Source organism: Bacillus sp. GW823-FHT06A11 (assembly GCF_058795355.1).
This window is the reverse complement of the sequence record NZ_JBXAHS010000009.1, coordinates 43,607-66,390: the sequence shown is the minus strand read 5'-3', so window position 1 is coordinate 66,390 and position 22,784 is coordinate 43,607. Positions and strand designations below refer to the sequence as shown.

Below are 22,784 nucleotides of genomic sequence, written 5' to 3'. Positions count from 1 at the left end.
ATGAATATATTCCTTTTCCATTTCACATTCCCCCTTTTATAGATAATTTTGTATTCCAAATGTTTGTAACAGAGCTGCAAAACCAATATTAGCATAAAAGTAGAATTTTCTGATTAATAAAAAAATTGTATTTGTAGATAAAATTTGTTCAGAAAATTAAGTTAAATTTTTCCTGATAAAACAATACTAGGAATAATTATGGGTATTTATTTTATTTAAGTTTTTATATTAGGATTTTTTAAAAACCCAGTATAGAGCCTTTTCTTAGAGGTTTTTGTCGATTTTTATTTTTATAAACTTTTCAAAAAATGTTTATTTTCGTGGGTTATTGGGGGATGTCTATTTTATGGGGGCAAGACAGAAAGAAGCTATATAATAACTTATATAGTTTTAAAACACGTCACTTTAAAAACCCTTTTTAGCTTTATCAAAATTATAAAATGGTTCTCTTTCTCTTTGGACTATACAAATTCTATTCTTATAGAAAAACAAAAGAAAAAAGTCACATTTTTGCCCAGTTCGGCTTATTATCCGGAAAAATTAGAAAATCATCATTTGAGATTAAGTTATTCTTATATGAGTGAAAAAGAATTAAAAGAGGGTGTTAAAGTTTTATGTCATATATTCCATTTGGTTATTTCAGTGAAGACAACTCATGACAATTCACCATACTTTTAATTACAGTAAGGCGGCAGATGATTTATAGTTCAATAAATCTATTCAATCTTATAAAAATAACAACGTGTCATAGGTGCCATCGCTAATCTATGAGGTAAGTTCACTTTCCCTCCTTACCCGCAGATACTCCAATAAAAACTTTTGAAACAGCTTTTGGCGCTTCTTCTTTGCTAACAGAGTTAGCAGCCATTGTAAAAGCAGCTGAAAAATAGCCGGAATTATTCGAGCAATAATTGCAATGGTAAAGTTAGTTGTAAATATCGATAAAATATTGAATATTACAAAAAGAAATAATTATAACAAAGTATATAGACTGCACTCAGCCTTTTATGTTACCTATTTGTAGCACCTTTTTTGTGCGCAATCGAACACTTGTATGTTAGAATAGTATTTAATGTGTATATTCGAAAGGAGAAATATATGAAGTTACGTAAAGTTATAGCAACACTTCTATTTCCAATGCTACTCTTGTCTGCATGTTCAACATTAACGGCAGAGGAGTACTTGGATGCTGTATCAAAAGAAGAGGTTGATGTTAGCGGAGGGATAGAAAAAGGGAATGACAAATCCCTATCGGTTGCTGAAAGAAAAGAGAACATTGACAAACGCATCTCTCTTTTAGAAGATTCTAAGAAACTATCCGCCCCTTCTGAATGGAAAGACGCACACAAAGAATACGTTAAAAAATTAGATCTAGAGATTGAAAACCTTGAAAAGGCGAAAAAAAACTTAGTCGTACATCATCTATATTTGATGACTATAGTGATAAAGACAAAGAAGTATACGATAAATATGACAAGTTATTTCTTGAAAAGTTAGGAGTTGATGCTCGCGAAAAACTTTATAAGAAAAATCGTGATTTACGTAGAGTATCAAGAGAAGAATACATTAAAGTATATCAAAAAGAAATAAAAGAATTTCTTGAGTGCTTTAAAGAAGCGCAAGTTCCTACAGTTGATGGTAAAGTAGATCATCTTGCTGTCATGGACCTTGTGAACAAGGCTAGAGGGCATCTAACAAACATAATAGCTATAGTTCCGCCTAAAGAGTTAGATGAGGCAGCGGAAAAGTTTAAAGAAGCAAATAAAGAGTTTGACGCAGCACTAGATGCACTGTTTTCTGATCCTAAATTAACAAAAGGAGAAACAGGTAGTACGTTTATGTCTTCGTATCTAAAAGGTTTGAAATTAAATAAAGAATTTATGGAAAAAGTAAAAACTACATCGTAAGTACTGCGGCTTCTTCCGTTTTCGATAAGCTATAGGGTTGTCTGTATTAGATTTGTACAGTGTGAGGTTGAAGGAAAGAATACACCTTCTTACAAGCATTCCTATAATTATAAAAAAGATAACTCCATTTTGATGAGAGATTGCTCAAAACTGTTCGTTAAATAAGGATTTAACGCGAAGATGAAATTTATAGTTTAATTTTATTTTGTCCCCTCCTGTACAAAGACATGAAAATGGATACTTTTTTATAAAGGAATTACTTTAGTTATATATATATCTAAGTACATCTTTACCATGATTTTTAATAGAAAATCTATTAATTAAAAGGTACAATTGCGTATAAGGATTCTTTCTAAAATAAAAAATAGAGTCTCAGGATACCGTTCCTGAGACTCTATTTTTTATTTTAAACAGGACAACATAATTTTCTCTAACTCTTCTTTACTTAAATTATCTGAAAGAATTGTGACTTGATAAGTATTATTCTTTCCTTTTGCAGGAACAATCATTCTCATCACTTTAAATTTATCCTTTGTGCTTTCAGATAAAGTTATTTTTATACCTACTAATTCATAATTAGTTATCTGTTCACTAGTCCCTACTATCCCCTTTAACGAATCTTCTCCTTGATCTCTAACTGCAGATTGATACACCATATATACGGAATCTTCCTTGCGATATTCATAAGCAATAGTGGGATTCATTTTTTTAATAGACATCGGTGTTTGAATATCTTCTCCAGTAAATTTATACCCTTTTACTACATACGTTGGTGTCTTAATTTGAAAACCAAGATATTCCTCTGCTTGCTTTTTAGTCAATTTTAAAGACGAATAAATTTTCTGTCTAAATGGTCCAATTTCTTCAACATTTTTTTCATATTTTTTTCGCTCTTCTAGGTCTAACTTTTCAGGACTTCCTGCTAATTTTACTTTCTTATACAAAAACTGTGATTCTGTTTCTAAATTAATAAATTGCTCAAATTCTTCCTTCGTAAATAGATTCCTTGCTACTCCAAGTTCTGTAAGTAAAGTATTATACTCCTCACCTGAAACTAAAAATTCCGCTTCTGCCTGTTCTTTTGTACCAATCATTTTTTCTACAATTTGTTGTATAGAAATATCGGTTTGTGTTTTTAAATCTTTCATACTATTTTTCACTTCTATTTGTTGTTTCTTTGGGCTAGTCGGCTTATCGGCACGGGCATTTAATAAGGATACAGATGATACTGCAATAATTGCCACAACTCCTAGCGCAGACCAACGATACGATTTTTTTTGGAACTTTTTAATCATTAGAATTCTCCTTTTTAACATCCTTTTGTTTTTACTGAAATTTGCCACGCTCGGTACTTGATAATAACTTGAGTAATGTTCCAAAAGGCTAATAATAGTATGTCCATACGCAATTTGTTCCTCTGAATCTATACATGTAAGAGCTAATGCATCGCATGCTAGTTCTTGATCTTCCCGCATACATGAGTAGGCATACCAAAGAATGGGATTAAACCAATTTAAAATGAGTAAACCATGCATAAGCCAGTTCACACCGACATCTCTTCGCTTGATGTGAGCCAATTCATGATGGAAAATATATCGTAACTGTTGTTCATCTAATACTTTCATATGTTCAGTTGACAATAACAACTTGGGCCGAATAAATCCGAACACTGTTGGACTGGAAACCTTTCCAGATACAAGTAGAGGGATATCTCGTTGAACAGACATAGATTGCTTACATTTTTCAAAAATCCGGATAATTTTCTCATCTGTAATATCAGGTTGTTTTTTTATGTAAAGTAGTAAACGCCTGTTCATAATAAATGTAGCAAAGCTTAGAAGAATAACGCCAGTAAGCCAGATGTATATACAGATTGTATAGAATGGAACCGTCCCATCATCCTGCTTTTCATTATTGTGTGTTTGTGTCTTGTTTGCCTGATTAGTTTGTGTTGAACTTGAGGTATAAGTATCTTCTTTTGTAAGAACCTTTGTAACGTCTATACCTTTCAATTCTTGCATACGTTCTTTTGAAGGAAAAATAGCTACAGGGGTTCGGCTAGAAATGAATGCATCATTATTCTTGTAAGTAAGAACAGAATAGATACTATAGGAACTATCTGGCGACCAAGGTAATACAAGTCTTATTATTAATATAATCCATAGCATGTATTGCCAACGTGGAGTTAACTTATTTCTAAACAAAACCTTGATACATAAGATTAGACCCACTAATATGCTCGCCATAATAGTGGTTTCTATCAACCAATCGAAAAAATGAGGCAGATAGACATTAATAAACATTTCTATCATTATGATCTATCCTTCCTCTGATTTTCCTCAGTCTTCTCATCCAGGATACGTTTAAGTTCGTTAATGTCTTCTGAAGACAGCTTTTCTTCTTTCAGGAAATTTACTAGTAAGGGCTTAAATGCGGCACCATAGAAACGTTTAAGTAAAGATTTCGTTTCTACTTGTAAATAACTATCTTGTGAAACTAAGGGATAATAAGCGTACATACGCCCCTTATCTTGATGGTAAGCAACTGCTTCTTTTTGAACTAATCGATTAATCAGAGTTCGAATCGTTTTGGGTTTCCAATCCATTTTCTTCTCTAACTCTTCAATCACTTCATTTGCCGTTTGTGGAGATTTTAACCACAATACTTTCATTACTTCTAATTCAGCTTCCGAAATTTTAGGTAATTCTTTCATTCGTTTAAATTACACCTCCCGCGGATTACGTTTGTAATCCACAACTGAATATTACACTTGTAATCTCTCTGTGTCAATCTTGTTTTATATTTGTGAAATCCTTTCCTATGCCCATTAACATAAGAACGAGGAAATTAACATCGCTCAGATTGCTCCATCTCTTCCTAGCTGATAGCTATCTCTCTCATTTATACAGTGTTACAAGATTTTTCTTCTAGTGGAATGTATTCCGCCTCTTTTAGCTGATGAAAAGGACGTAATTGTACACTGTATATCGTGTTTCCCGCTGCTCTCATTCCCGAGAAAAAATAAATTTCTCCTTCTATTTCGTAGGCAGGACGTATGATTAGCCCTTTTTGACTTTCATATTGGACATGGCCACTTTCAACGATTCCTTCATTTAACAAGGCATCTCGAGCATTTGTATAGTCATTTCGAAAATCGGTATGAATTGTTCTATAAGACATTGTATCCCTCCAGCGGTTTGATGAGTTGCGGTTTGATGAGTTGCGTTTAGCTGTGTGCAGCCAGGTGTTTGGCATCTATTTTGAATGACATGTACGTTTAAATTCGATGTAGGAAAACATAATTCCTAGTTTGTTCCTGTTCTTTTATGGAAAAGTAACATTTGTCATATTGTGTTTATAGAATCAAAAAAGAGTAACACCCTTTCTCAGGTACTACTCTATCTTTGTGTTATTGTATATACGGTTTAATATCCGAGTATGCCGACAATTTGAGTTGCTTTGTTGTTACGAATTGAATAATAAATTTCTAAGCCTTTACGTTCAGCTTTTAGTACTTTGCCCTTCATTTTCGATAAATGTTGTGAAACAGATGATTGGGGTATCTCTAAAATTTTTGTTAGTTGGGAAACATTAAAAGTATTATGTTTACTTAGTTCGTTTATAATACGTAAACGAATTGGATGCGCCATTATTTTCAAAATTTCAACATCTTCTTCTGTAATATTAGTTTTTTTTGATTCTAGAACCGTGATTGTCATCGTTATTCTCCTTTATTATTTTCTTATGAAAAGTTATTTACCCTAGTATCTTATGTTTGATTTTATATTTTATATATTGTAATAGATAAAAATTAAAGTAACATTAATAAACTCTATAGTTATTATATAACGCATTTTGTATTCGAGTGTGAAGTTCATCTGGAGTTTACGTGATTTTTATATATTCTGATATGCAATTAAATAAATTTGTATCTGATATCTAATGTTTTAAAATTGTAAATAATAATGGATAGGCTCAGTCATAAATGAAGGAATTTTCTACAATTCTATTACATATACTTACGTTCATACACTATAAAATTAATTACTATTTTCACGTCTTTCTATAAATGTGAGTTGTAGCATACATCTGTCACAATTTGAGCCATAACTTTACCCTTTTGGCAAGATTATGTTTCAAGTAACAAAGAACAAGAAAATGAATACTAAATGTTACAGGTAATATAAAAAGATTATAAGACCAATACTCTTCAAACAAATTAACCAGCTCCTCAAATTCAAGAACTGGTTAATTTGTGTTTAAGTATTTCATTAAACAATAAATATATATAAATTATAAAATTTACTATATACTTGAAACAATACATATAGAGTTACCTACCAAATCGTACCTTCCAAAGCAATTAGGTATTATAAAGTGGTCTCCTTTCTTAAAGAAATAGTGCTCACCTTCTTTAATTAGCTCACCTTCCCCCTTTACTACACTAACAAGAAGGAAAGTTTTTTGTTGTTCCAAACGAACTGATCCATCTAACTCCCATTTTTCAACTGAAAAATATGGACATTTGATAAAGTTAGTTATACTTAAATCATCTACTTTTTCATGTTTAACCGTTAACTGATTCGATTTAAAGGGAGCTTCTATTACATCAATACTCTTTTCAAGATGCAGATCACGTAAATTCCCATCAGAATCTCTTCTATCATAATCATACAATCTATAGGTTGTATCAGAGTTTTGTTGTGTTTCTAATACTAAAATCCCTTTACCAATTGCATGGACAGTTCCACTCGGCACATAGAAGAAATCTCCAGGTTTCACCTTCACACGATGTAACAGTTGGTTCCACTCTTTTTGTTCAATCATAGACATTAATTCTTCTTTTGTTTTCGCATGATGCCCATATATAATTTCTGCGTCTTTAGTGGAATCGATTACATACCAGCATTCTGTTTTTCCTAGTTCTCCATTCTCATGCACGCTAGCATATTCATTATTAGGATGAACTTGAACAGATAAATCTTGATTGGCATCCAAAATTTTTGTAAGAAGAGGGAAATGCTCCCCCTCCATATTTCCAAATAAATCTCGATGGTTATCCCACAGTTCACCCAAGGATAGCCCTTTATACTTTCCGTTCTTAACAATACTTTGTCCATGTTGATGCGCTGCAAAAGCCCAACACTCTCCAGTTTGATTTGATGGAATTTCGTATCCAAAAGAAGTTAAATGTGTCCCACCCCAAATTCTTTCTTTAAAAACAGGTGCAAAAAATAATGGTTCAGTCATGATTTGAATCCTCCATTCTATGCAATTTCATCTAGTAGTTTGTATGCTTCTGCTTTTGTTTGAACAGATAATAACCGCTCTCTATAACTATCATCCATTAGTTTTCGAGAAAGCATTTGAAGGATTTTTAAATGTTCATTTCCTTCATTTCCTTTTGGTACCGCAATCATAAATATTAACTTTGCTTCCGTTCCATCAAGGCTGTTCCAATTTATACCCGATTGTTTAATTCCAAATACCACGCTCGGTTTCCTAACGGCAGCTGATTTCCCATGTGGAATCGCAATGTTTATACCAATCCCTGTAGTACTTTCTTGCTCACGGTTCATAATAGCCTGTTTAAATTCTATCACTGAATGTAATGCACCCACCTGCTTTAACTTTTGAATCATTTCATCAATGATGTCATCTCGTGTTTCCCCTTTTAAGTCCGTTTCAATTAATTCTAAACTTGTAATATCTGTTAATTTTTTAATTTCTACCTTGTCTACTTGTTCGCCTCTTGCTTGAGCTTCTTGTCCCAGTTGTTGCACTTCTATTGTTGCTGAAACTTCTTTTATTTGTTCATTTTCTTGTTTTTCTAACTTTGAAACGTCTTTTTTCAATACATTTACTACAACAGCTGTCACAATAGAGCCTACAATTACAGCCACAAAAAACATAAATACATTATCTACTGCTCCTAACACAGCAACAATTGGACCACCATGTGCCACTCTGTCTCCTACATGACCAATCATTGCAATCACAGCACCCGTCATCGAACCAGCCATTATACTCGGAATAACACGAAGTGGATCTTGTGCTGCAAAGGGAATCGCACCTTCCGTAATACCAAATAGCCCCATTGTGAATGATGCTTTACCCATTTCTCTCTCTGAATCTTGGAATTTCCCCTTACCTATGAAAGTAGCAAGTCCCATCCCGATTGGTGGAATACAAATTGATGCAGCAATTGGACCCATAATTTCATAGTTTCCTTCTCCAATCATTGCTGAACCAAATAAGAATGCTACTTTATTGACCGGACCACCCATATCAAATGAAATCATTGCCCCTAAAATTAATGCTAAGAGAATTGAACTTGATCCCTGCATACCTGCTAACCAAGCTGTTAATGATACGAAAACTTGTGCGACAGGGGCACCAATAATAAATACAAATGCTAAACCTACAATAAGAGAAGTAAATACCGGAATAATAATAATCGGCATAATTGGTTGAATCGCTTTTGGAACTTTTAATTTTTTGATTCCTAACGCTATGTAACCAGCTAAGAAACCAGCGATAATACCACCAAGAAAACCAGCACCACTTTCACTTCCGTAAAAGCTTCCTGTTGCTGCAATATATCCACCAATCATACCAGGAACAAGTCCAGGCTTATCTGCTATACTATATGCAATATATCCAGCTAGTATTGGAACCATGAACGTAAATGATGCACCACCAATTTGTTCAATAGTTTTCCAGAAAGAACCCTCCGGAATCACTAAACCCCCAGGTGTTTTTTCTCCCCCAAGTGTTAACGCAATTGCAATTAATAATCCCCCGACTACGATAAATGGGACCATAAAAGATACACCATTCATTAAATGACGATATATCGGATTTTGCTTTCTTTCCTGTTGGTTACTTTCTACTATTTTTGACTGTGAATGATAAAGAGGTACATTCCCGCTGATTATTTTTTGAATTAATTCTCCTGGTTTACGAATACCATCTTGTACCCCAACAACCAACAATTTTTTCCCTACAAATCTATCTTTATTTACGACTCTATCTGCAGCTATAATAATGCCGTCTGCTTCGCGAATATCTTGTTCCGTCAACTCATTTTCTACCCCTATTCCACCTTGGGTTTCAATTTTCATTTGGACTCCTAATTTATCCGCTGTTTTTTGCAAATTTTCAGCTGCCATATAAGTATGGGCAATCCCATTTGGACATGATGTAACCGCCAACAATTTCATTCTTAATCCTCCTCACACTTTTTACTAAGCGCCTACATTTACTATAAATTAATATTAAGACGTCAAAAGTTTCATTTTTTACCGTAACTTCCGGAAAATAAATCTTTTACCTAAGCAAACAACAGGTTATTTGATCCTCCACTCTTCGGTTAATTATGTAAAAAGGATAAAAATTTCATTACATTTGTTTCTTTCGTAAGCTTTTGAATAAAGGATGGTTGCTCACTTATAAAGGATAGTTCCTGAAACAATTGTTTCGTTACCTCTTGTCCATCACTTTTAACTGCTAGCATAAATACAAGTGATACCTTTTCTGCTCCCCAATCAATTGGTTCCTTTAATGTAGCAATTGCAATTACTGATTCTTGAATAAATTTTGGGTTGCCATGGGGAATTGCGATTCCTGCCCCAATCGTTGTTGCTGACATTTTTTCTCTTATAATTGCATTTTCTGCATACTCTTTATCTACATAACCCTTACTATGCAAAGCATATGCTAATTTTTCAATTAACTCATATGGATGTTGTATATCCTGTTGTAAAAACACTAAAAATGGAGATGTATAATTGAGCATAACAAAGTCTTTTTGTTCTTTATAACTTGGCTCATCATAATTTTGTATAAAGTCCCCTAGCTTCTTTTCTTCTGGCCCCTCTAATAATGGGGATACTACTATATGAGGAATGTTTAATCTTGAAAGACTAGTAGTTGAAATAACGAGATCCACATCACGATGTTTCATTATATAACTTTGTAAATCAGCTTTTGAAATACAGTCCATAACATGGATATGACGAAATTTACGCTCAATTTTTGTACGTAACAACTGCGACATGCCAATGCCCATATGGCAAACAATAATTACATTTTTAGATTTTTCCTGGTGATTTAACCGTTCAACAGATGCTTCAAAGTGTAGAGTAAGATAAGCCGCTTCTTCTTCTGGAATATATATATTTAGAGATTCATTTATCTCTTCTAATACTTGTATCAATACATTAAACACATAGGGATACATTCTCTTTATATCGTGTAACATCGGATTAGAGACAGAAAGATCATAGCTTAAGCGATTCAATGCAGTATATAAATGAATCGTTAACCCTTCAATTAAAATTTCGTCTTTACTGAAATCAATTTCATATAACTGTGACATACGTTTAACTAATTGCTGTATAACCATAGAAAGAATTGGATTACTTTCAGTACGTGTGCTGTCCTGCATTGGTTTATCTTGATAACGAATTTTCCCACCTAAAATATGAGCTGTTAAATACGTAACTTCTTCTTCTGTAAAATGAACTGAAAAAACACATTCCAACTGTTTTAAAAATTCCAATGTCCATATATATTCTTTTGTTTCTTTCAGTATTTTAATTTCCTTTTCAGCATTTAAAATAGGTTGTTTAAGTTTCATTCTCCGTACCATGAGCAATGTATGCACTAATAAACTTTCAAATGTATCATCTGTAAAAAACAATGTATTTCGTTTTTGTAACGCTTTCAATTCGTTCGTAACAAATTCAACCTCATGATATTGAAATTGTTCTTTAATAAATTGATTCGTAAGATCAGAATTACGAATCAAATCTGATAATCTAGCCAATGCTCTTCTTTTTTTCTTTTCAATTCCATCAATAATAAGTCCAACTCGCTGTTTTGAAACAATGGTTAGATCAAAATGATGTAACCATTTTTCAATTCTATCTAAATCTTTTTTTATAGTCGTTCGACTTACAAAATGTTGGGATGCCATTTCCTGTGCAGTAACTGCCTTTACATTCATTAATAAGTTGTATGCAATTTGTAGAATTCTTTCTTCATCTGATTCATACTTTGTGCGATTATTAATACAATAAAGTTTATTAAACAAGTCCACCTTTTCATATTCCTCAATCTCTAAGTACACACCTAATCCCGGTTTCCTAACAAGAAGCGCACTTGAATAATTCGCAAGATGCTCCTCAATTATTTTAAAGTCATTACGAATTGTTTTTTCAGAGCAATTCACCTTATCCGCAAGGTCTTGTACTAATGAATAGTCGTTAGATTCAGATAATAGTAGAAATAAAATTTCTTTTTGTCTTGTATTCATAAATTTCACCTATCTCTTATATCTTTCTATGTTATATGCATTACTTTACAAGATACTTTTACCCTCTCTTATAACTAGCAATTTCGATTAATTGTACTCACTTTCAAATTTTAGCTACCTTACGTTAAAAATTCTTATTTAGAATTAATTATTTTTCTCGATACTCCAACATCATTTCTATATTAAGTATCTTCAACAACTAAGAAGACAATTAATTTCAATATACCGTAAAGTATCCTAATTAAAAGTTTAATTTATTACCAAGGCTCCGGAAAAGCTGCTTTATTTCTGTACCAAAATAAAATCCTGTATTAGTAGTTTTTTTATCTACATAATTAATTTTAATCTCTCTTCTAGAATCTCCCTATCTGATTGTGATTTTGAAATTACAAGACATGTATCATTCCCACAAATACACCCTACTTTTTCTTTCCAGTCTACAGAGTCTAATAACACCCCTATAACATGTGCATTACCCGGTAAAGTTTTAATAATAGTTAATTGATTTATATAATCAATCTTTACGACAACTTCTCCCAGCTTTTTCTTTAACATCATATCAGTTTGTATATTATCTCCTGTGAAGTTTTTATATATAGTTAAACCGTTTGAAGAAACTGTCTTTATTATATTTAATTCGCGAATATCTCGCGAAATAGTAGCTTGTGTTACAATTTCCCCCTTTTTTGCTAACAGCTCTACTAACTTTTCTTGTGTATCTATTTCATACTCTCTCACCGCTTGTTTAATTAGCCTTTGTCTTTTCTCTTTTCTCATAAAAGACGCCCCTTATATCGTTATACTTTTATTATATCTTCCTATAAATTTTATTCGGAAGAGGAAAAGGGGAATGTTGCGGAAACGTTCATAGTTTTGAGTACTTTACGCCCCTATAGGAGCCCACCACACATCCATTAACTTAAGGATGTAGAATCTGGATAAAAAAGAATTATCTTTATTCGCTGAAGAGTTATATTGATATATAATTACTAACCTTCAATTACCAATCCTATCCATTGCAATAAAATAAAATAGGTTGTAACATCTACCAGTATTTAAATGACGAACATTGTTTAAATCATTTCAACTAATATTTAAGAGGAGAATACAATGAATAAAATAAAAAGGTTACTAAAACGTAAAACGACTTGGATAATTCTTATCCTATTCGTATTTGTTTATGTAAATAACAGTTCTTTTTTTGCTGAGAGGGCCGATAGGACTCCTCTTCTTCTTGCTCACCGAGGGCTTTCGCAAACATTTAGCATGGAAGGGATTGAGGGTGATACATGTACAGCTGAACGTATAAATAAACCTGAATATCCTTATTTAGAAAATACAATTCCATCTATGGAAGCGGCATTTAAAGCTGGGGCTGATCTAGTAGAGTTTGATGTTCAACCAACTAAAGATAATAATTTTGTTATTTTTCATGACTGGACTCTTGATTGTCGTACAAATGGTAAAGGTGTTACAAGAGATTTTACAACAAAAGAATTACAAGCACTTGATATTGGTTATGGTTATACAGCTGATGGTGGTAAAACATTCCCTTTTCGTGGTCAAGGGATTAATCTTATGCCAACACTTGATGAAGTACTTAACCATTTTCCAGATCGCTCTTTTCTTATTCATATTAAAAGTGATGATGAAAATGAAGGAATCCAATTGGCTGCTTACCTTAAGAAACTACCAGCAAAACGCCTTGAGCAACTAACTGTATATGGTGGCGATAAACCAATTGCTGCGATAAAAGAGCGCATCCCTAGTTTACGATTAATGTCTAAAGCAACCATGAAAAAGGATCTTCTTACTTATATGGCGTTAGGGTGGACTGGTTACATGCCTTCAAGCCTGAAGCATGGGGAGTTACATATACCAGACAAAGTAGCTCCTTGGCTTTGGGGATGGCCAAATCGTTTTCTTAATCGAATGGATAAAGCTGATACTCGAGTTATTGTTGTAGGAGGAAATGGATTTGGATTTTCAAGTGGATTTGACTCGCTTGAAGATATAAAACGTCTTCCTGACGATTATACAGGTGGAATTTGGACAAACCGCATTGATAAAATAGCACCTGTATTTCAAAAATAAAAGATGATATAACAATCGAAGTTTTTTCATATGTTTAACCATTTATATTTTAAAAGAAGACTTATTAATAATATTGAAGTTTTATACACCGATAAACACCGCTGATGACCTCCATTATTTATAGGAAATCAGGGGTGTTTTTTGGATGAATGCAACTCACTGTAATTCAAATCGAAGTACGACAACAATCAAAAAATAACCAGCTACATGTAAAAAATGGGCTAAATCCACATTAATAACTCATTGTAGATAAATTATTAACCTTGCAATACCTTCTTAAATTTAATTGTAGGGGTACCGCCACATCGCTATCAAGCTAACAAGACAATATCCCCCCTAAAATGAAAAAGGCGTTATTCTTTCTGAGAAATCATAGGAAAGGATAACGCCTTTATATCAATATGACTGTATCCTATATGAAAAATTAACATCGTTCCGAATGTATATATTGTATATATTGTACACATTGTGTATAATGTGTTCATAAGCATTTAAGAGGCAAGGAGTTGAATCATGAAAATCTTACTATCTAATAAGTCTAAGTCGCCTATTTATCAACAAATCATTGATCAGATTATATTACAAATATCAAATGAAACATTGAAAGTAGATGATTCGTTACCTTCTATGCGTTCATTAGCAAGAGACTTGAAGGTAAGTGTTATTACTTCAAAAAGAGCGTACGAAGAACTTGAAAAAGCGGGTTACATCTACTCTATAGTAGGGAAAGGCTCGTTTGTTGCAAAACAAACAAAGAAACAACGTGCGGGTGAACCAAGTGATCCAATACGTGAAAAGTTCAGTACAATCGTTCGAGAGAGTAAGGCTAATCATTTATTAAGGGATGAGTTAATACAAATTATTAATCGTATTTATGAGGAGGAATAAATATGGAGAACATTGTAGAAGTGAAAAATGTTTCAAAAACATATAAGGAATTTTCTTTAAAAAATGCATCGTTCAACATCAAAAAGGGGTTTGTAACGGGATTTATTGGTGCAAATGGTGCTGGGAAAAGTACGACAATTAAACTTATTATGGATCTTATTAGCAAGGATAGTGGAGAAATCACAGTGTTTGGTAAAGATCATCAAAAGGACCAAGTTTCTATTAAAGAGCGTATAGGATTCGTATACGATGACAATATCTATTATGAAGATATGACAATTCATCAACTGAAAAAATTCATTGCTCCAGCGTATAAAAAATGGGATGAAAATCAGTTCCAATCCTACTTACAGCGCTTTGAGTTACCGACTAACATAAAAATGAAAGAGATGTCTACAGGGATGAAAATGAAGACTTCCCTTGCGTTTGCACTTTCACACCATGCCGAATTTATACTTATGGATGAACCGACATCTGGACTCGATCCTGTATTTCGAAGAGAACTTTTAGACATCCTTTATGATTTAATGGTCGATCAGGATAAAACAATCTTTTTCTCCACACATATTACCACCGATTTAGATCGTATTGCTGATTTTATTGTATTTATTCATAATGGAGAGATTGTATTTGAGAAAGATATACATAGTATTTCTGAAGAATATGCAACTGTAAAAGGGGATAAATCCTTGCTTACGCCGAAAATCAGAGAACAATTAATCGGGATTCGTGAAACAAACGTGGGATTTGAAGCACTCACAAGTAACGCCAGCCGTTCACGTACGCAATTAGGAAATGATGTATTAATTGAAGAAGCGACATTAGACGATATTATGTACTATACAAAAAAGGGGAATATTCAATATGTATAATTTAATATTAAAGGATTTTCGATTGCAAAAATTAATGATCTTATTCTATCTACTTGGTATATGCTTTTTTATAGGGACGTTTGGAAGTTTTGGGTTCATAGTCGTTTTGGTGGCTGGTTCTTATATGATAAATCTACATTATTACGACGAAAAGAATAATAGTCACAAATTTATTAATAGCCTACCTTATAGTAGAAATAAAATTATTATGTCAAAATATATCGGTACAGTGTTGTTTACAATTCTAGTAGTTCTATTTTCATTATTGATTCAAGCAGTAATTCAAGTTGCATCCCCGAATTATGGAGTTGAAATTGAAACTCCACAGACAATTATGGTTAGTGTTCTTACTGTCATGTTGTTTACGTCTATCTACTTACCATTTTTCTATCGCTTCACCAATAAATATTTGATGGCTGCTGTCACCATTATTTTCCCTGTATGTGTTGTTTTATGGAGACCACTTGAGGCATATGTGCATATTACTGACCTTGTATATAGTGTTACTACACAATTTACTATTAATCAACTAATTGCACTTGCTTCAATCGTTACCATGCTTATATTTATCTGTTCTTACTTCTTAACGGTGAGAATTTATAAACGTACTGATTTTTAAAAATTCTTTTTAACTGAAATATAGAATACTTAACAAGTAACTGTTGTACAGTTTTATTCTTAAACGCTTTGGTGCTACTCAATCGCTATCAAACTAATAAAACAAAGTTTTCCCTTCAAATGAAAAAATACGCTATTCTTTCTGTAGAATTATAGGAAAGGATGGCGTTTTTTATGTCTGTTTCTGTGTCTAACGAATTACAATTATTTGCTCAAGAGATTCAAAGTGCCCGCTCGTGTAATTGTTCATCGATTAACAAAACAACAGCAACAAAAACGATTACAAGATCAAGCTGTAAGAGAAAAAAAGAAAGGAATGAAGTATTCTCCTCGTAGTAAACGACTCAGTAGTATCAATGTATATATGACAAACACCCCTACAGATATTGTCCCGATGGGACAGGTACATGACTGGTATTCTTTGCGTTGGCAAATCGAAATTTTATTTAAAACGTGGAAGTCATTCTTTCAAATTCATCATTGTAAAAAGATAAAACCAGAACGATTAGAGTGCCATTTATATGGTCAATTGATTGCAATTCTACTCTGTTCCTCTATCATGTTTCAAATGCGCCAATTGCTTCTCATAAAGAAAAAACGAGAGCTTAGTGAGTATAAAGCCATATATATGATTAAAGACTATTTTCTTCTTTTATTCCAAACTATACAAAAAAACACCCAAGAGCTATCAAAGGTGTTACTTCGCCTGTTCAATCTCCTGCAGCAAAACGGGCGGAAATCTCATCGATATGAGAAAAAAACGGTCTTTGATATATTAGGTGTCGTTTACAATTGTACCATGTCTGAAAATCAAGCCGCTTAATTCAAAAAAGTGAAACCCGTTAGGGTTTATTTCGTATGCAAATCTTTCAATCATCTACACTTGTCCTTTAGAAAAAAGAAATAATCTCGTTTAAAATTGACTTTGCGTAAGCTTAGCTTGATAGCGATGTGGCTGTACCCCTTGTATAAGAGTTTGTTTTTAAACAAACTCTGTCTAAATAGTATCCTGATATTACAAAAAAGAACTAAGATGTTTCATCCTAGCTCCTTTTTAGCAATATCAACTTATTATATACATTCATCAATCGTTATTTTACTTCATTGGCAACAAAGAAATGCTCACATACACTTGAAATACGTTTTAAATCCACATTGCCACCTGAAATAACCGCTACTACTTTTTTACCCTGTACATATTTATCAACTTTGCCTGCAAGAAGAGCGGCTGTTGCTAATGCTCCCGCACCTTCTACGACAGCCTTTCCGCGTTGCAATAAGTCTTTCATCGCTACTTCTAATTCTTCTTCCGATACAGTCACAATTTCATCTACTAGGTTTTTTACAATTTCAAAGGTTAAATTTCCAGGTATTTTAACTGCACAACCATCCGCTATTGTTGGAGCTTTATAATGTGATACAATTTCTCCAGCATCATAAGAAGCTTTCATACCGTGTACGTTTTCAGCTTGAACTCCAATAATATTAATGGAGGGATTAAATGATTTCAGCGCTACAGCAATTCCTGAAATAATTCCTCCTCCACCAATAGGTACAATAACAGTATCAACATCCCACATATCATCCAGAATATCTAACCCAATTGTCCCTTGGCCAGCCATTACTTCTACATCATCATATGGATGTAGGTATGTTTCGCCTGTTTCTTTTATAATTTCTTCACATTTCGCTTTTGCATCATCAAATGTATCACCGTATAAAATAACTTCAGAACCATATCCTCTCGTCGCATCCACTTTAGCTTGCGGTGCAGAGGTTGGCATCACAATTTTGCTTTGAATTTTAAGTAAATGAGAAGATAATGCAACACCTTGTGCATGATTTCCAGCTGAACAAGCGATTACACCACGTTCTTTTTCTTCATTTGTTAGTTGGGAAATTTTATTAAATGCACCACGAAACTTGAATGAACCCGTTAACTGCATATTTTCTAACTTCAAATAAATTTCTCCACCGGTTTTACTGGTTAAATAGAAAGATTTAACCAAAGGCGTTTTTCTAGCATTTCCATCTAAAATTTTTTTTGCTTTTTTTATATTCCCAATGTTAAGTGGTAAAATCTCATTACTCATATTAACACTTCTTTCAATGGCTTATAATCTAATTCTAGTGTTGTACCTAAATTCTCATAAGTTATTGTCCCTTTGTAAATATTTACCCCCGTCGCTAAACCCGGTTTATTTTGGATTGCATTCTCCAATCCATTTTTAGCTATTTCTAGTAAATACTCAATATTTCCATTTGCTAAGGCCATAGTTGAAGTACGTGGAGTAGCACCAGGCATATTTGGTACTGCATAATGGATTACATCATGCTTAATAAATATAGGATTATCATGAGTTGTATAATGATCGACTGTCTCTACCGTACCACCTTGATCTATTGCAATATCCACAATGACACTTCCTGGCTTCATAGATTGAACCATATACTCTTTAACAATTTTAGGAGGGCGAGATCCTGGTATTAAAATTGTTGAAATAAATAAATCTGCTTCTTTAATCGTTCGCTCTAGATTTTCAGTATTAGATTCAATTATATTTACTTCTTCTGTTGCGTATTGCTTTCTTAAATATGCAATTCTTTCTTGATTAACCTCTAGGATTGTAACACTACATCCAATTCCAATTGCCATATCACAAGCATTAGTTGCAGCATTTCCTCCACCTAAAATAACTACATTTCCGGCAGGAATTCCCTCAATACCTGATAATAAAATCCCTTCTCCTTGATGTTGTTTTTCTAAATAATATGCTCCCATGAATACAGCACGACGCCCAGCAATTGCACTCATTGGCTTTAATAATGTCAAAACACCATCTTCGCTAATTGTTTCTCCTGCAATTGCAGTAGTACCAGCATTTCTCAGTGCTTCGACACACTCTTTCGACGCAGCCAGATGTAAAAAACCCCAGATTATAAGATCTTTTTTAAAGTAACGATATTCTTCAGGTAATGGTTCTTTTACTTTAACTACCATATCGACTTCCCAAGCTTCTCCTTGTGCTACTAAATTTGCACCTGCGCCTGTATATTCATCATTTGTATATCCTGATCCAATACCTGCATCTTTTTCTACTAAGATTTGATGCCCTTCTTCAACTAACTTCCGAACATTTTCAGGGGTCATTCCTACACGTGCTTCTCCCTTTTTTATCTCTTTAACTACTCCAATTCTCACTTCTAACACATCCTTTTATAAGCAATATAATACCTAGGATTAAAAAAGTAATACATGAATTTACCAAACTTATTATGTCCATTCATGTTATTTTTATCGCCTAACTAGCTTTTAAGGTAGAAAACATCCAATATCAATTATTGTTATAAGGATATGTAAACATTTTTCGAAATCCCAGGTAATATTCCTCCTACCAAAAGTATGTGGAATTGATTCGGTAACTAAAGAGACGATGCGCTGAAAGTAACTATGTTCCCGGAAGGTTAACAAACACTACTTAAGAACGCCTAATCAAACGATTGTATCAAATAAAAGATACTGATTAATATCAATTATCATATGTTATTGATGAGAGGCGAATCGTTAAGAAATAGATTCCGAAAAATACTTCTATTACTACAAAAGCTTTTTAACCATTTAGTGTTATAGAAATACCACTAAGGAATGTATATACTGAAATTGTTGCTATAACAGCATTGCTACTTGTATTAATAACAGAAACTGTATTAGAATTCACATTGGCAAAATATATATGAACTAATTCAGTCAATGATGACCTAATAAACGTAGATGTAAATTAAGAAACCTCTTTAGAAAGAAAAACCTAATTAGGGACTGTTACTGTGCTTTTACAGCAAGGCTATTCAAGAAATTACTAATTGAAGAAGCTTGAAAAATGCGTAGGCTAAAAGAGCTGATATTATAATACTTTTCAGTAATTATAAGTATTGATGGAAAGAATTTAGATTCTTTTGGCTGCCAAGATTCGTTATGCCATTCCTGACTGTGGAAGTATAATTCATACCTATTTATTTTATCTTGCATAACTTTTTTGCTGTAAACTGACTTCTGGACTTCAATGAAAAATGGAGATCTACGCCAAATTGTAAATGCATCTGGTTCCATGAATTCTTTACCGTACTTTGGCTCCACTTTAAACAGTTTAGGTTTTTCATAATAGATAAGCTGTTTATACACATCTAATATGCCTAGAAAGTGGGGAATCTTTTGGCTAGTTTTGCGAAGTGTGCTGGATTGAGGGAAGTAAATGTATGGCTGTTGCGAGATATTGGCATTCACATGACCATCTCTTCTTAATCGCTTCATCACCGTATTACAGCATGTAACCGCGTTCTTTAATCCTTGAAAATGCAAATCAATAATATCATCACGAGACATACATCTAAAACGCTTCAAATTGTTTAGTATGGCTTTGTCTCTATTCCTCATAATCTAACACCCCGAATAATTGATTTTCTTCTTGTGGTAGGTTTTGCAACTTTATATTCTCTTTCGGAACGCGATAAGGTTCAACTATCTTCTTGGCTTTACTTAATTCTAAATAAGGAGATTGTACTTTCTTTAATCCATTTAACTTTAATATCATTTGGCCAGATTGCTCCAAGCGTTCTGAACCAGGAGTACCCATAATATTACTATTAATTGTACTATCACATTTAAAGCCCATTCTAACCGTCATATTGAGCTTTAACTTACCATCCAACACTTTTGCATCAGGTCGTTGCATACTTAGCATTAAAAAAACTCCAAGTGCCCTTCCGACTGCCGATATTTTTTCAACTATAGACATACATTCCTTTTCATCTTGCAACATAACCACTTCGTCGATAGCAAGTAAGATATATGGTTTCTGATTATCAGGATTTAATTTGTTGTATTCGTCAATATGATCTACTTCATACTCTTCCATCAATTTTCTACGTTCGCGTATTTCCTTCCACACTTTCTGCAGCATAATCTTCATTTCTATTTCTTCCATGCAAACCTCTTTTACGTGTTTCACCCTTCGCAAGAAATGAAATTCGGAATTCTTCAAATCGCCCAGGTACAAATGTAATTTATCAGGAGACATATATTGAATAAGTGTAGACAGTACAACGCGTACCATACTACTTTTCCCGCTCCCCGTCTCTCCTGCAATTAGAAGATGCGGCGTGTTTGAAGCAATCATGTCATACGTAATCATATTTCCAAATTGGTCACGCCCCACAATTACAGGAAGATGATGTTGTATAAGTAATGGCTGCCACTTCTTATAACTGTAATTGTATGCTTGTAGCCCAGCATCCGAAAGAAACACATTAAGTACAAACCTTTTAATATCACCTTCAATTGCTACATTACGCCCTAATATTTGTTGAAAGCAAAACCACTTCTTTTCAATATTTTTCGGATCTAATCCGTTTGGAATGGTAAATATGTATCGAACCTTTTCTTTCGAGGAAAAAATGTCATGTATCTTCGGATAAATGGGTACTTTTCCACCTCTTGTTTGATGGTCTACATATAAACCTGCCTTTGTAAATACCTCTATAAGTCGATTCTTCAAACTTTGTTTATGAAGCCAATCCTTTAAAATCCCCATGTAATTTCCTCCTTAAAACATCTCCACAATTTGAATGAATACATACCCAATGAAACAAACTCCACCTATCCTCATTCCATGATATATTCCATCACTTACAAGTTTCGCTGCTGCAACATGATCATTTTTCACAAGATGCTTTTCTAACAACGCCCCTCCAATTGTCGTTACTCCTAAAGCTCCTAAAGAGATAAATGTAGTTAACATATAAATTCCCCCTTTATAAACAGAATTTTGAATGTTGATGATACATGGGCTTACAAACTTAGAAATTTGGTAGAGTTACCTTGATAGCTAATTTGGTAGCAACCTTGATACATCTTATTGTGAATAGCTTGTACAATATGCAAATTTTTCTTTGCAATTGCGTATAGTTTTTTGCATTTTGGACAAGGATGATTAAAAAAGATTATGGAGGAGATTAGCGTGTGGGGTAGAGGTATTGGAAGACATAGAACAAAGCTAGCTAAATTTTTAGCTAGCTACGATTACTCAATTCAGGATTTTTCTAAAGCTAGTAAAGTAAACAGAAATACATTAGGCCAACTGTGTAATGACAAGGATTATGTACCATCACCAAATACAATGCAAAAAATAATGAAGATTGTTAGAAAACATGATTCTCGAAAACAAGTAACTGACTTTTGGCATATATAAAGAGAATAAACTCTTTATATATCATTCCTTATGCAAGCTTGATATTAATTTTTATAGGGATACGGTAACGATTCCTTATAGGCATTGCCTTACTGCCCTCTCGTTCTCGCACTAAGCCTTAATTAATTTTTTAGTAGTGGAAGATTGTTTTCTTTTATTAAATCATAAATGAATTTTTCTAACACACTTTCAGCTGCTTCTCGCATTTGATCCGGTGTTGAATCATTAAACACCTTTTCTATCTCCCTAAGTAGTTGTTTTAAAGAATGGGTTTCCTTGCTATTTTCCAGGAATTCCTCACCTAACCCTTGAACAAATGTACTAATAACAATTACCTTTTCCAATTTAGTTAGTTCCATCTCTATGCCTCCTAATCAGATTATCATTCTCATCAAACACGACCTCTCCCCTAATTAATAAAGAGTTACCAAAAGTCTTGGTGTTATGACAAGATATGCATAGATATTGTCGATTCTCATGATTTAAGTATTATATTTATCCTGTGGTCTAATCTTAACGATATGCTCAGAAACTTCCCTAAATCGTGTAATTTTCATAATAGACAAGTAAAAGTCTCTAAAGGTATTACTTTAAATTCAAATCACACGTTTGTTAGGATCTATAAATCCACACTAGAGATAAAAAGTGGATTTATAGACCCGTATTTTTGGACAAATTTACCGGCTGAATTAACAGAAACTTTGTGTTACTCTGAACTTGTTGAATATCCCAATACATTCAACAATGCTCAAAATTGCATATTTACTATGCAACCATCCACCCAGATACCTTAGTTAATACTTCTCCCTAATTGTCGTTATTGCTAAGGTATCTTTTTAGA

Annotated in this window: 22 protein-coding genes and 2 pseudogenes; 8 read left to right on the top strand and 16 right to left on the bottom strand. The window is 33.3% G+C overall.

The window, feature by feature from the left end; all coding sequences use genetic code 11:
* Positions 1-793: 793 nt before the first annotated feature.
* A pseudogene (locus AC1Q8L_RS27125) lies at positions 794-972 on the bottom strand (MFS transporter); the annotation flags it as partial.
* A 126-nt stretch (positions 973-1,098) separates the two neighbouring features.
* Here AC1Q8L_RS27125 and AC1Q8L_RS27120 point away from each other — a divergent pair.
* Together AC1Q8L_RS27120 and AC1Q8L_RS27115 are read left to right on the top strand one after the other, a co-directional pair.
* On the top strand, positions 1,099-1,497 hold the full coding sequence (locus AC1Q8L_RS27120) for a hypothetical protein (RefSeq protein WP_492339530.1): 399 nt from the start codon (positions 1,099-1,101) through the stop codon (positions 1,495-1,497).
* A 164-nt stretch (positions 1,498-1,661) separates the two neighbouring features.
* The gene (locus AC1Q8L_RS27115; protein WP_492339529.1) at positions 1,662-1,907 is read left to right on the top strand and encodes a hypothetical protein; all 246 of its coding nucleotides are present in this window, start codon (positions 1,662-1,664) and stop codon (positions 1,905-1,907) included.
* Positions 1,908-2,308: 401 nt separating this feature from the next.
* Here AC1Q8L_RS27115 and AC1Q8L_RS27110 read toward each other — a convergent pair whose 3' ends face one another.
* The 8 genes from AC1Q8L_RS27110 to AC1Q8L_RS27075 all read right to left on the bottom strand — a co-directional run bounded on the left by AC1Q8L_RS27110 (position 2,309) and on the right by AC1Q8L_RS27075 (position 12,003).
* A complete protein-coding gene (locus AC1Q8L_RS27110; RefSeq protein WP_431170623.1) occupies positions 2,309-4,219 on the bottom strand; it encodes a M56 family metallopeptidase in 1,911 nt (636 codons plus the stop codon).
* On the bottom strand, positions 4,219-4,620 hold the full coding sequence (locus AC1Q8L_RS27105) for a BlaI/MecI/CopY family transcriptional regulator (protein WP_071714048.1): 402 nt from the start codon (positions 4,618-4,620) through the stop codon (positions 4,219-4,221). Before AC1Q8L_RS27105 ends, AC1Q8L_RS27110 begins: the two co-directional genes overlap by 1 nt.
* Positions 4,621-4,808: 188 nt before the next feature.
* A complete protein-coding gene (locus AC1Q8L_RS27100; RefSeq protein WP_071714049.1) occupies positions 4,809-5,087 on the bottom strand; it encodes a hypothetical protein in 279 nt (92 codons plus the stop codon).
* A 245-nt stretch (positions 5,088-5,332) separates the two neighbouring features.
* Positions 5,333-5,626, bottom strand: coding sequence for an ArsR/SmtB family transcription factor (locus AC1Q8L_RS27095; protein ID WP_086392981.1), 294 nt, complete (start codon positions 5,624-5,626; stop codon positions 5,333-5,335).
* A 586-nt stretch (positions 5,627-6,212) separates the two neighbouring features.
* Positions 6,213-7,157, bottom strand: a complete 945-nt coding sequence (manA, locus tag AC1Q8L_RS27090) for a mannose-6-phosphate isomerase, class I (RefSeq protein WP_071714051.1) — start codon at positions 7,155-7,157, stop codon at positions 6,213-6,215.
* A gap of 17 nt (positions 7,158-7,174) precedes the next feature.
* The gene (locus tag AC1Q8L_RS27085) at positions 7,175-9,130 is read right to left on the bottom strand and encodes a fructose-specific PTS transporter subunit EIIC (protein WP_071714052.1); all 1,956 of its coding nucleotides are present in this window, start codon (positions 9,128-9,130) and stop codon (positions 7,175-7,177) included.
* A gap of 149 nt (positions 9,131-9,279) precedes the next feature.
* A complete protein-coding gene (locus tag AC1Q8L_RS27080; protein WP_098282829.1) occupies positions 9,280-11,226 on the bottom strand; it encodes a BglG family transcription antiterminator in 1,947 nt (648 codons plus the stop codon).
* A gap of 327 nt (positions 11,227-11,553) precedes the next feature.
* Positions 11,554-12,003, bottom strand: a complete 450-nt coding sequence (locus AC1Q8L_RS27075) for an arginine repressor (protein ID WP_001224401.1) — start codon at positions 12,001-12,003, stop codon at positions 11,554-11,556.
* 333 nt (positions 12,004-12,336) lie between these two features.
* Between AC1Q8L_RS27075 and AC1Q8L_RS27070 the strand changes: the two genes are divergently transcribed.
* The 5 genes and pseudogenes from AC1Q8L_RS27070 to AC1Q8L_RS27050 form a co-directional block, all read left to right on the top strand.
* The gene (locus AC1Q8L_RS27070; RefSeq protein ID WP_071714054.1) at positions 12,337-13,320 is read left to right on the top strand and encodes a glycerophosphodiester phosphodiesterase family protein; all 984 of its coding nucleotides are present in this window, start codon (positions 12,337-12,339) and stop codon (positions 13,318-13,320) included.
* A 513-nt stretch (positions 13,321-13,833) separates the two neighbouring features.
* A complete protein-coding gene (locus tag AC1Q8L_RS27065) occupies positions 13,834-14,208 on the top strand; it encodes a GntR family transcriptional regulator (RefSeq protein WP_000698389.1) in 375 nt (124 codons plus the stop codon).
* A gap of 2 nt (positions 14,209-14,210) precedes the next feature.
* On the top strand, positions 14,211-15,080 hold the full coding sequence (locus AC1Q8L_RS27060; RefSeq protein ID WP_098312201.1) for an ABC transporter ATP-binding protein: 870 nt from the start codon (positions 14,211-14,213) through the stop codon (positions 15,078-15,080).
* Complete coding sequence (locus AC1Q8L_RS27055; RefSeq protein ID WP_098312200.1) at positions 15,073-15,699, top strand: ABC-2 transporter permease; 627 nt, start codon at positions 15,073-15,075, stop codon at positions 15,697-15,699. The genes AC1Q8L_RS27060 and AC1Q8L_RS27055 overlap by 8 nt, the downstream gene beginning before the upstream one ends.
* Before the next feature lie 219 nt (positions 15,700-15,918).
* Positions 15,919-16,521 (top strand): annotated as a pseudogene (locus AC1Q8L_RS27050) (IS4-like element ISBce7 family transposase); the annotation flags it as partial.
* Positions 16,522-16,789: 268 nt separating this feature from the next.
* Here AC1Q8L_RS27050 and tdcB read toward each other — a convergent pair.
* The 6 genes from tdcB to AC1Q8L_RS27020 form a co-directional block, all read right to left on the bottom strand.
* Positions 16,790-17,791, bottom strand: a complete 1,002-nt coding sequence (tdcB, locus tag AC1Q8L_RS27045; RefSeq protein WP_098312199.1) for a bifunctional threonine ammonia-lyase/L-serine ammonia-lyase TdcB — start codon at positions 17,789-17,791, stop codon at positions 16,790-16,792.
* Complete coding sequence (gene ald / locus AC1Q8L_RS27040; RefSeq protein WP_327887245.1) at positions 17,788-18,900, bottom strand: alanine dehydrogenase; 1,113 nt, start codon at positions 18,898-18,900, stop codon at positions 17,788-17,790. The genes tdcB and ald overlap by 4 nt, the downstream gene beginning before the upstream one ends.
* Positions 18,901-19,309: 409 nt before the next feature.
* Positions 19,310-19,450 (bottom strand): hypothetical protein, encoded by a 141-nt coding sequence (locus tag AC1Q8L_RS27035; protein WP_369812842.1) that lies wholly within the window; start codon positions 19,448-19,450, stop codon positions 19,310-19,312.
* A gap of 68 nt (positions 19,451-19,518) precedes the next feature.
* Entirely contained in the window at positions 19,519-20,130 is a 612-nt protein-coding gene (locus AC1Q8L_RS27030; RefSeq protein WP_016513387.1) for a replication-relaxation family protein, read from the bottom strand.
* Positions 20,120-21,286 carry an FtsK/SpoIIIE domain-containing protein gene (locus AC1Q8L_RS27025; RefSeq protein ID WP_097961226.1) on the bottom strand — a complete coding sequence of 389 codons (1,167 nt, stop codon included), beginning with the start codon at positions 21,284-21,286 and terminating at the stop codon, positions 20,120-20,122. The genes AC1Q8L_RS27030 and AC1Q8L_RS27025 overlap by 11 nt, the downstream gene beginning before the upstream one ends.
* Before the next feature lie 12 nt (positions 21,287-21,298).
* Positions 21,299-21,493, bottom strand: a complete 195-nt coding sequence (locus AC1Q8L_RS27020) for a hypothetical protein (protein ID WP_097925370.1) — start codon at positions 21,491-21,493, stop codon at positions 21,299-21,301.
* Positions 21,494-21,712: 219 nt separating this feature from the next.
* Between AC1Q8L_RS27020 and AC1Q8L_RS27015 the strand changes: the two genes are divergently transcribed.
* Entirely contained in the window at positions 21,713-21,943 is a 231-nt protein-coding gene (locus AC1Q8L_RS27015) for a helix-turn-helix domain-containing protein (RefSeq protein WP_000264559.1), read from the top strand.
* Between the two features lie 122 nt (positions 21,944-22,065).
* Here the strand turns inward: AC1Q8L_RS27015 and AC1Q8L_RS27010 are convergent, their stop codons facing one another.
* Positions 22,066-22,302 (bottom strand): hypothetical protein, encoded by a 237-nt coding sequence (locus tag AC1Q8L_RS27010; RefSeq protein ID WP_097925372.1) that lies wholly within the window; start codon positions 22,300-22,302, stop codon positions 22,066-22,068.
* Positions 22,303-22,784 lie beyond the last annotated feature (482 nt).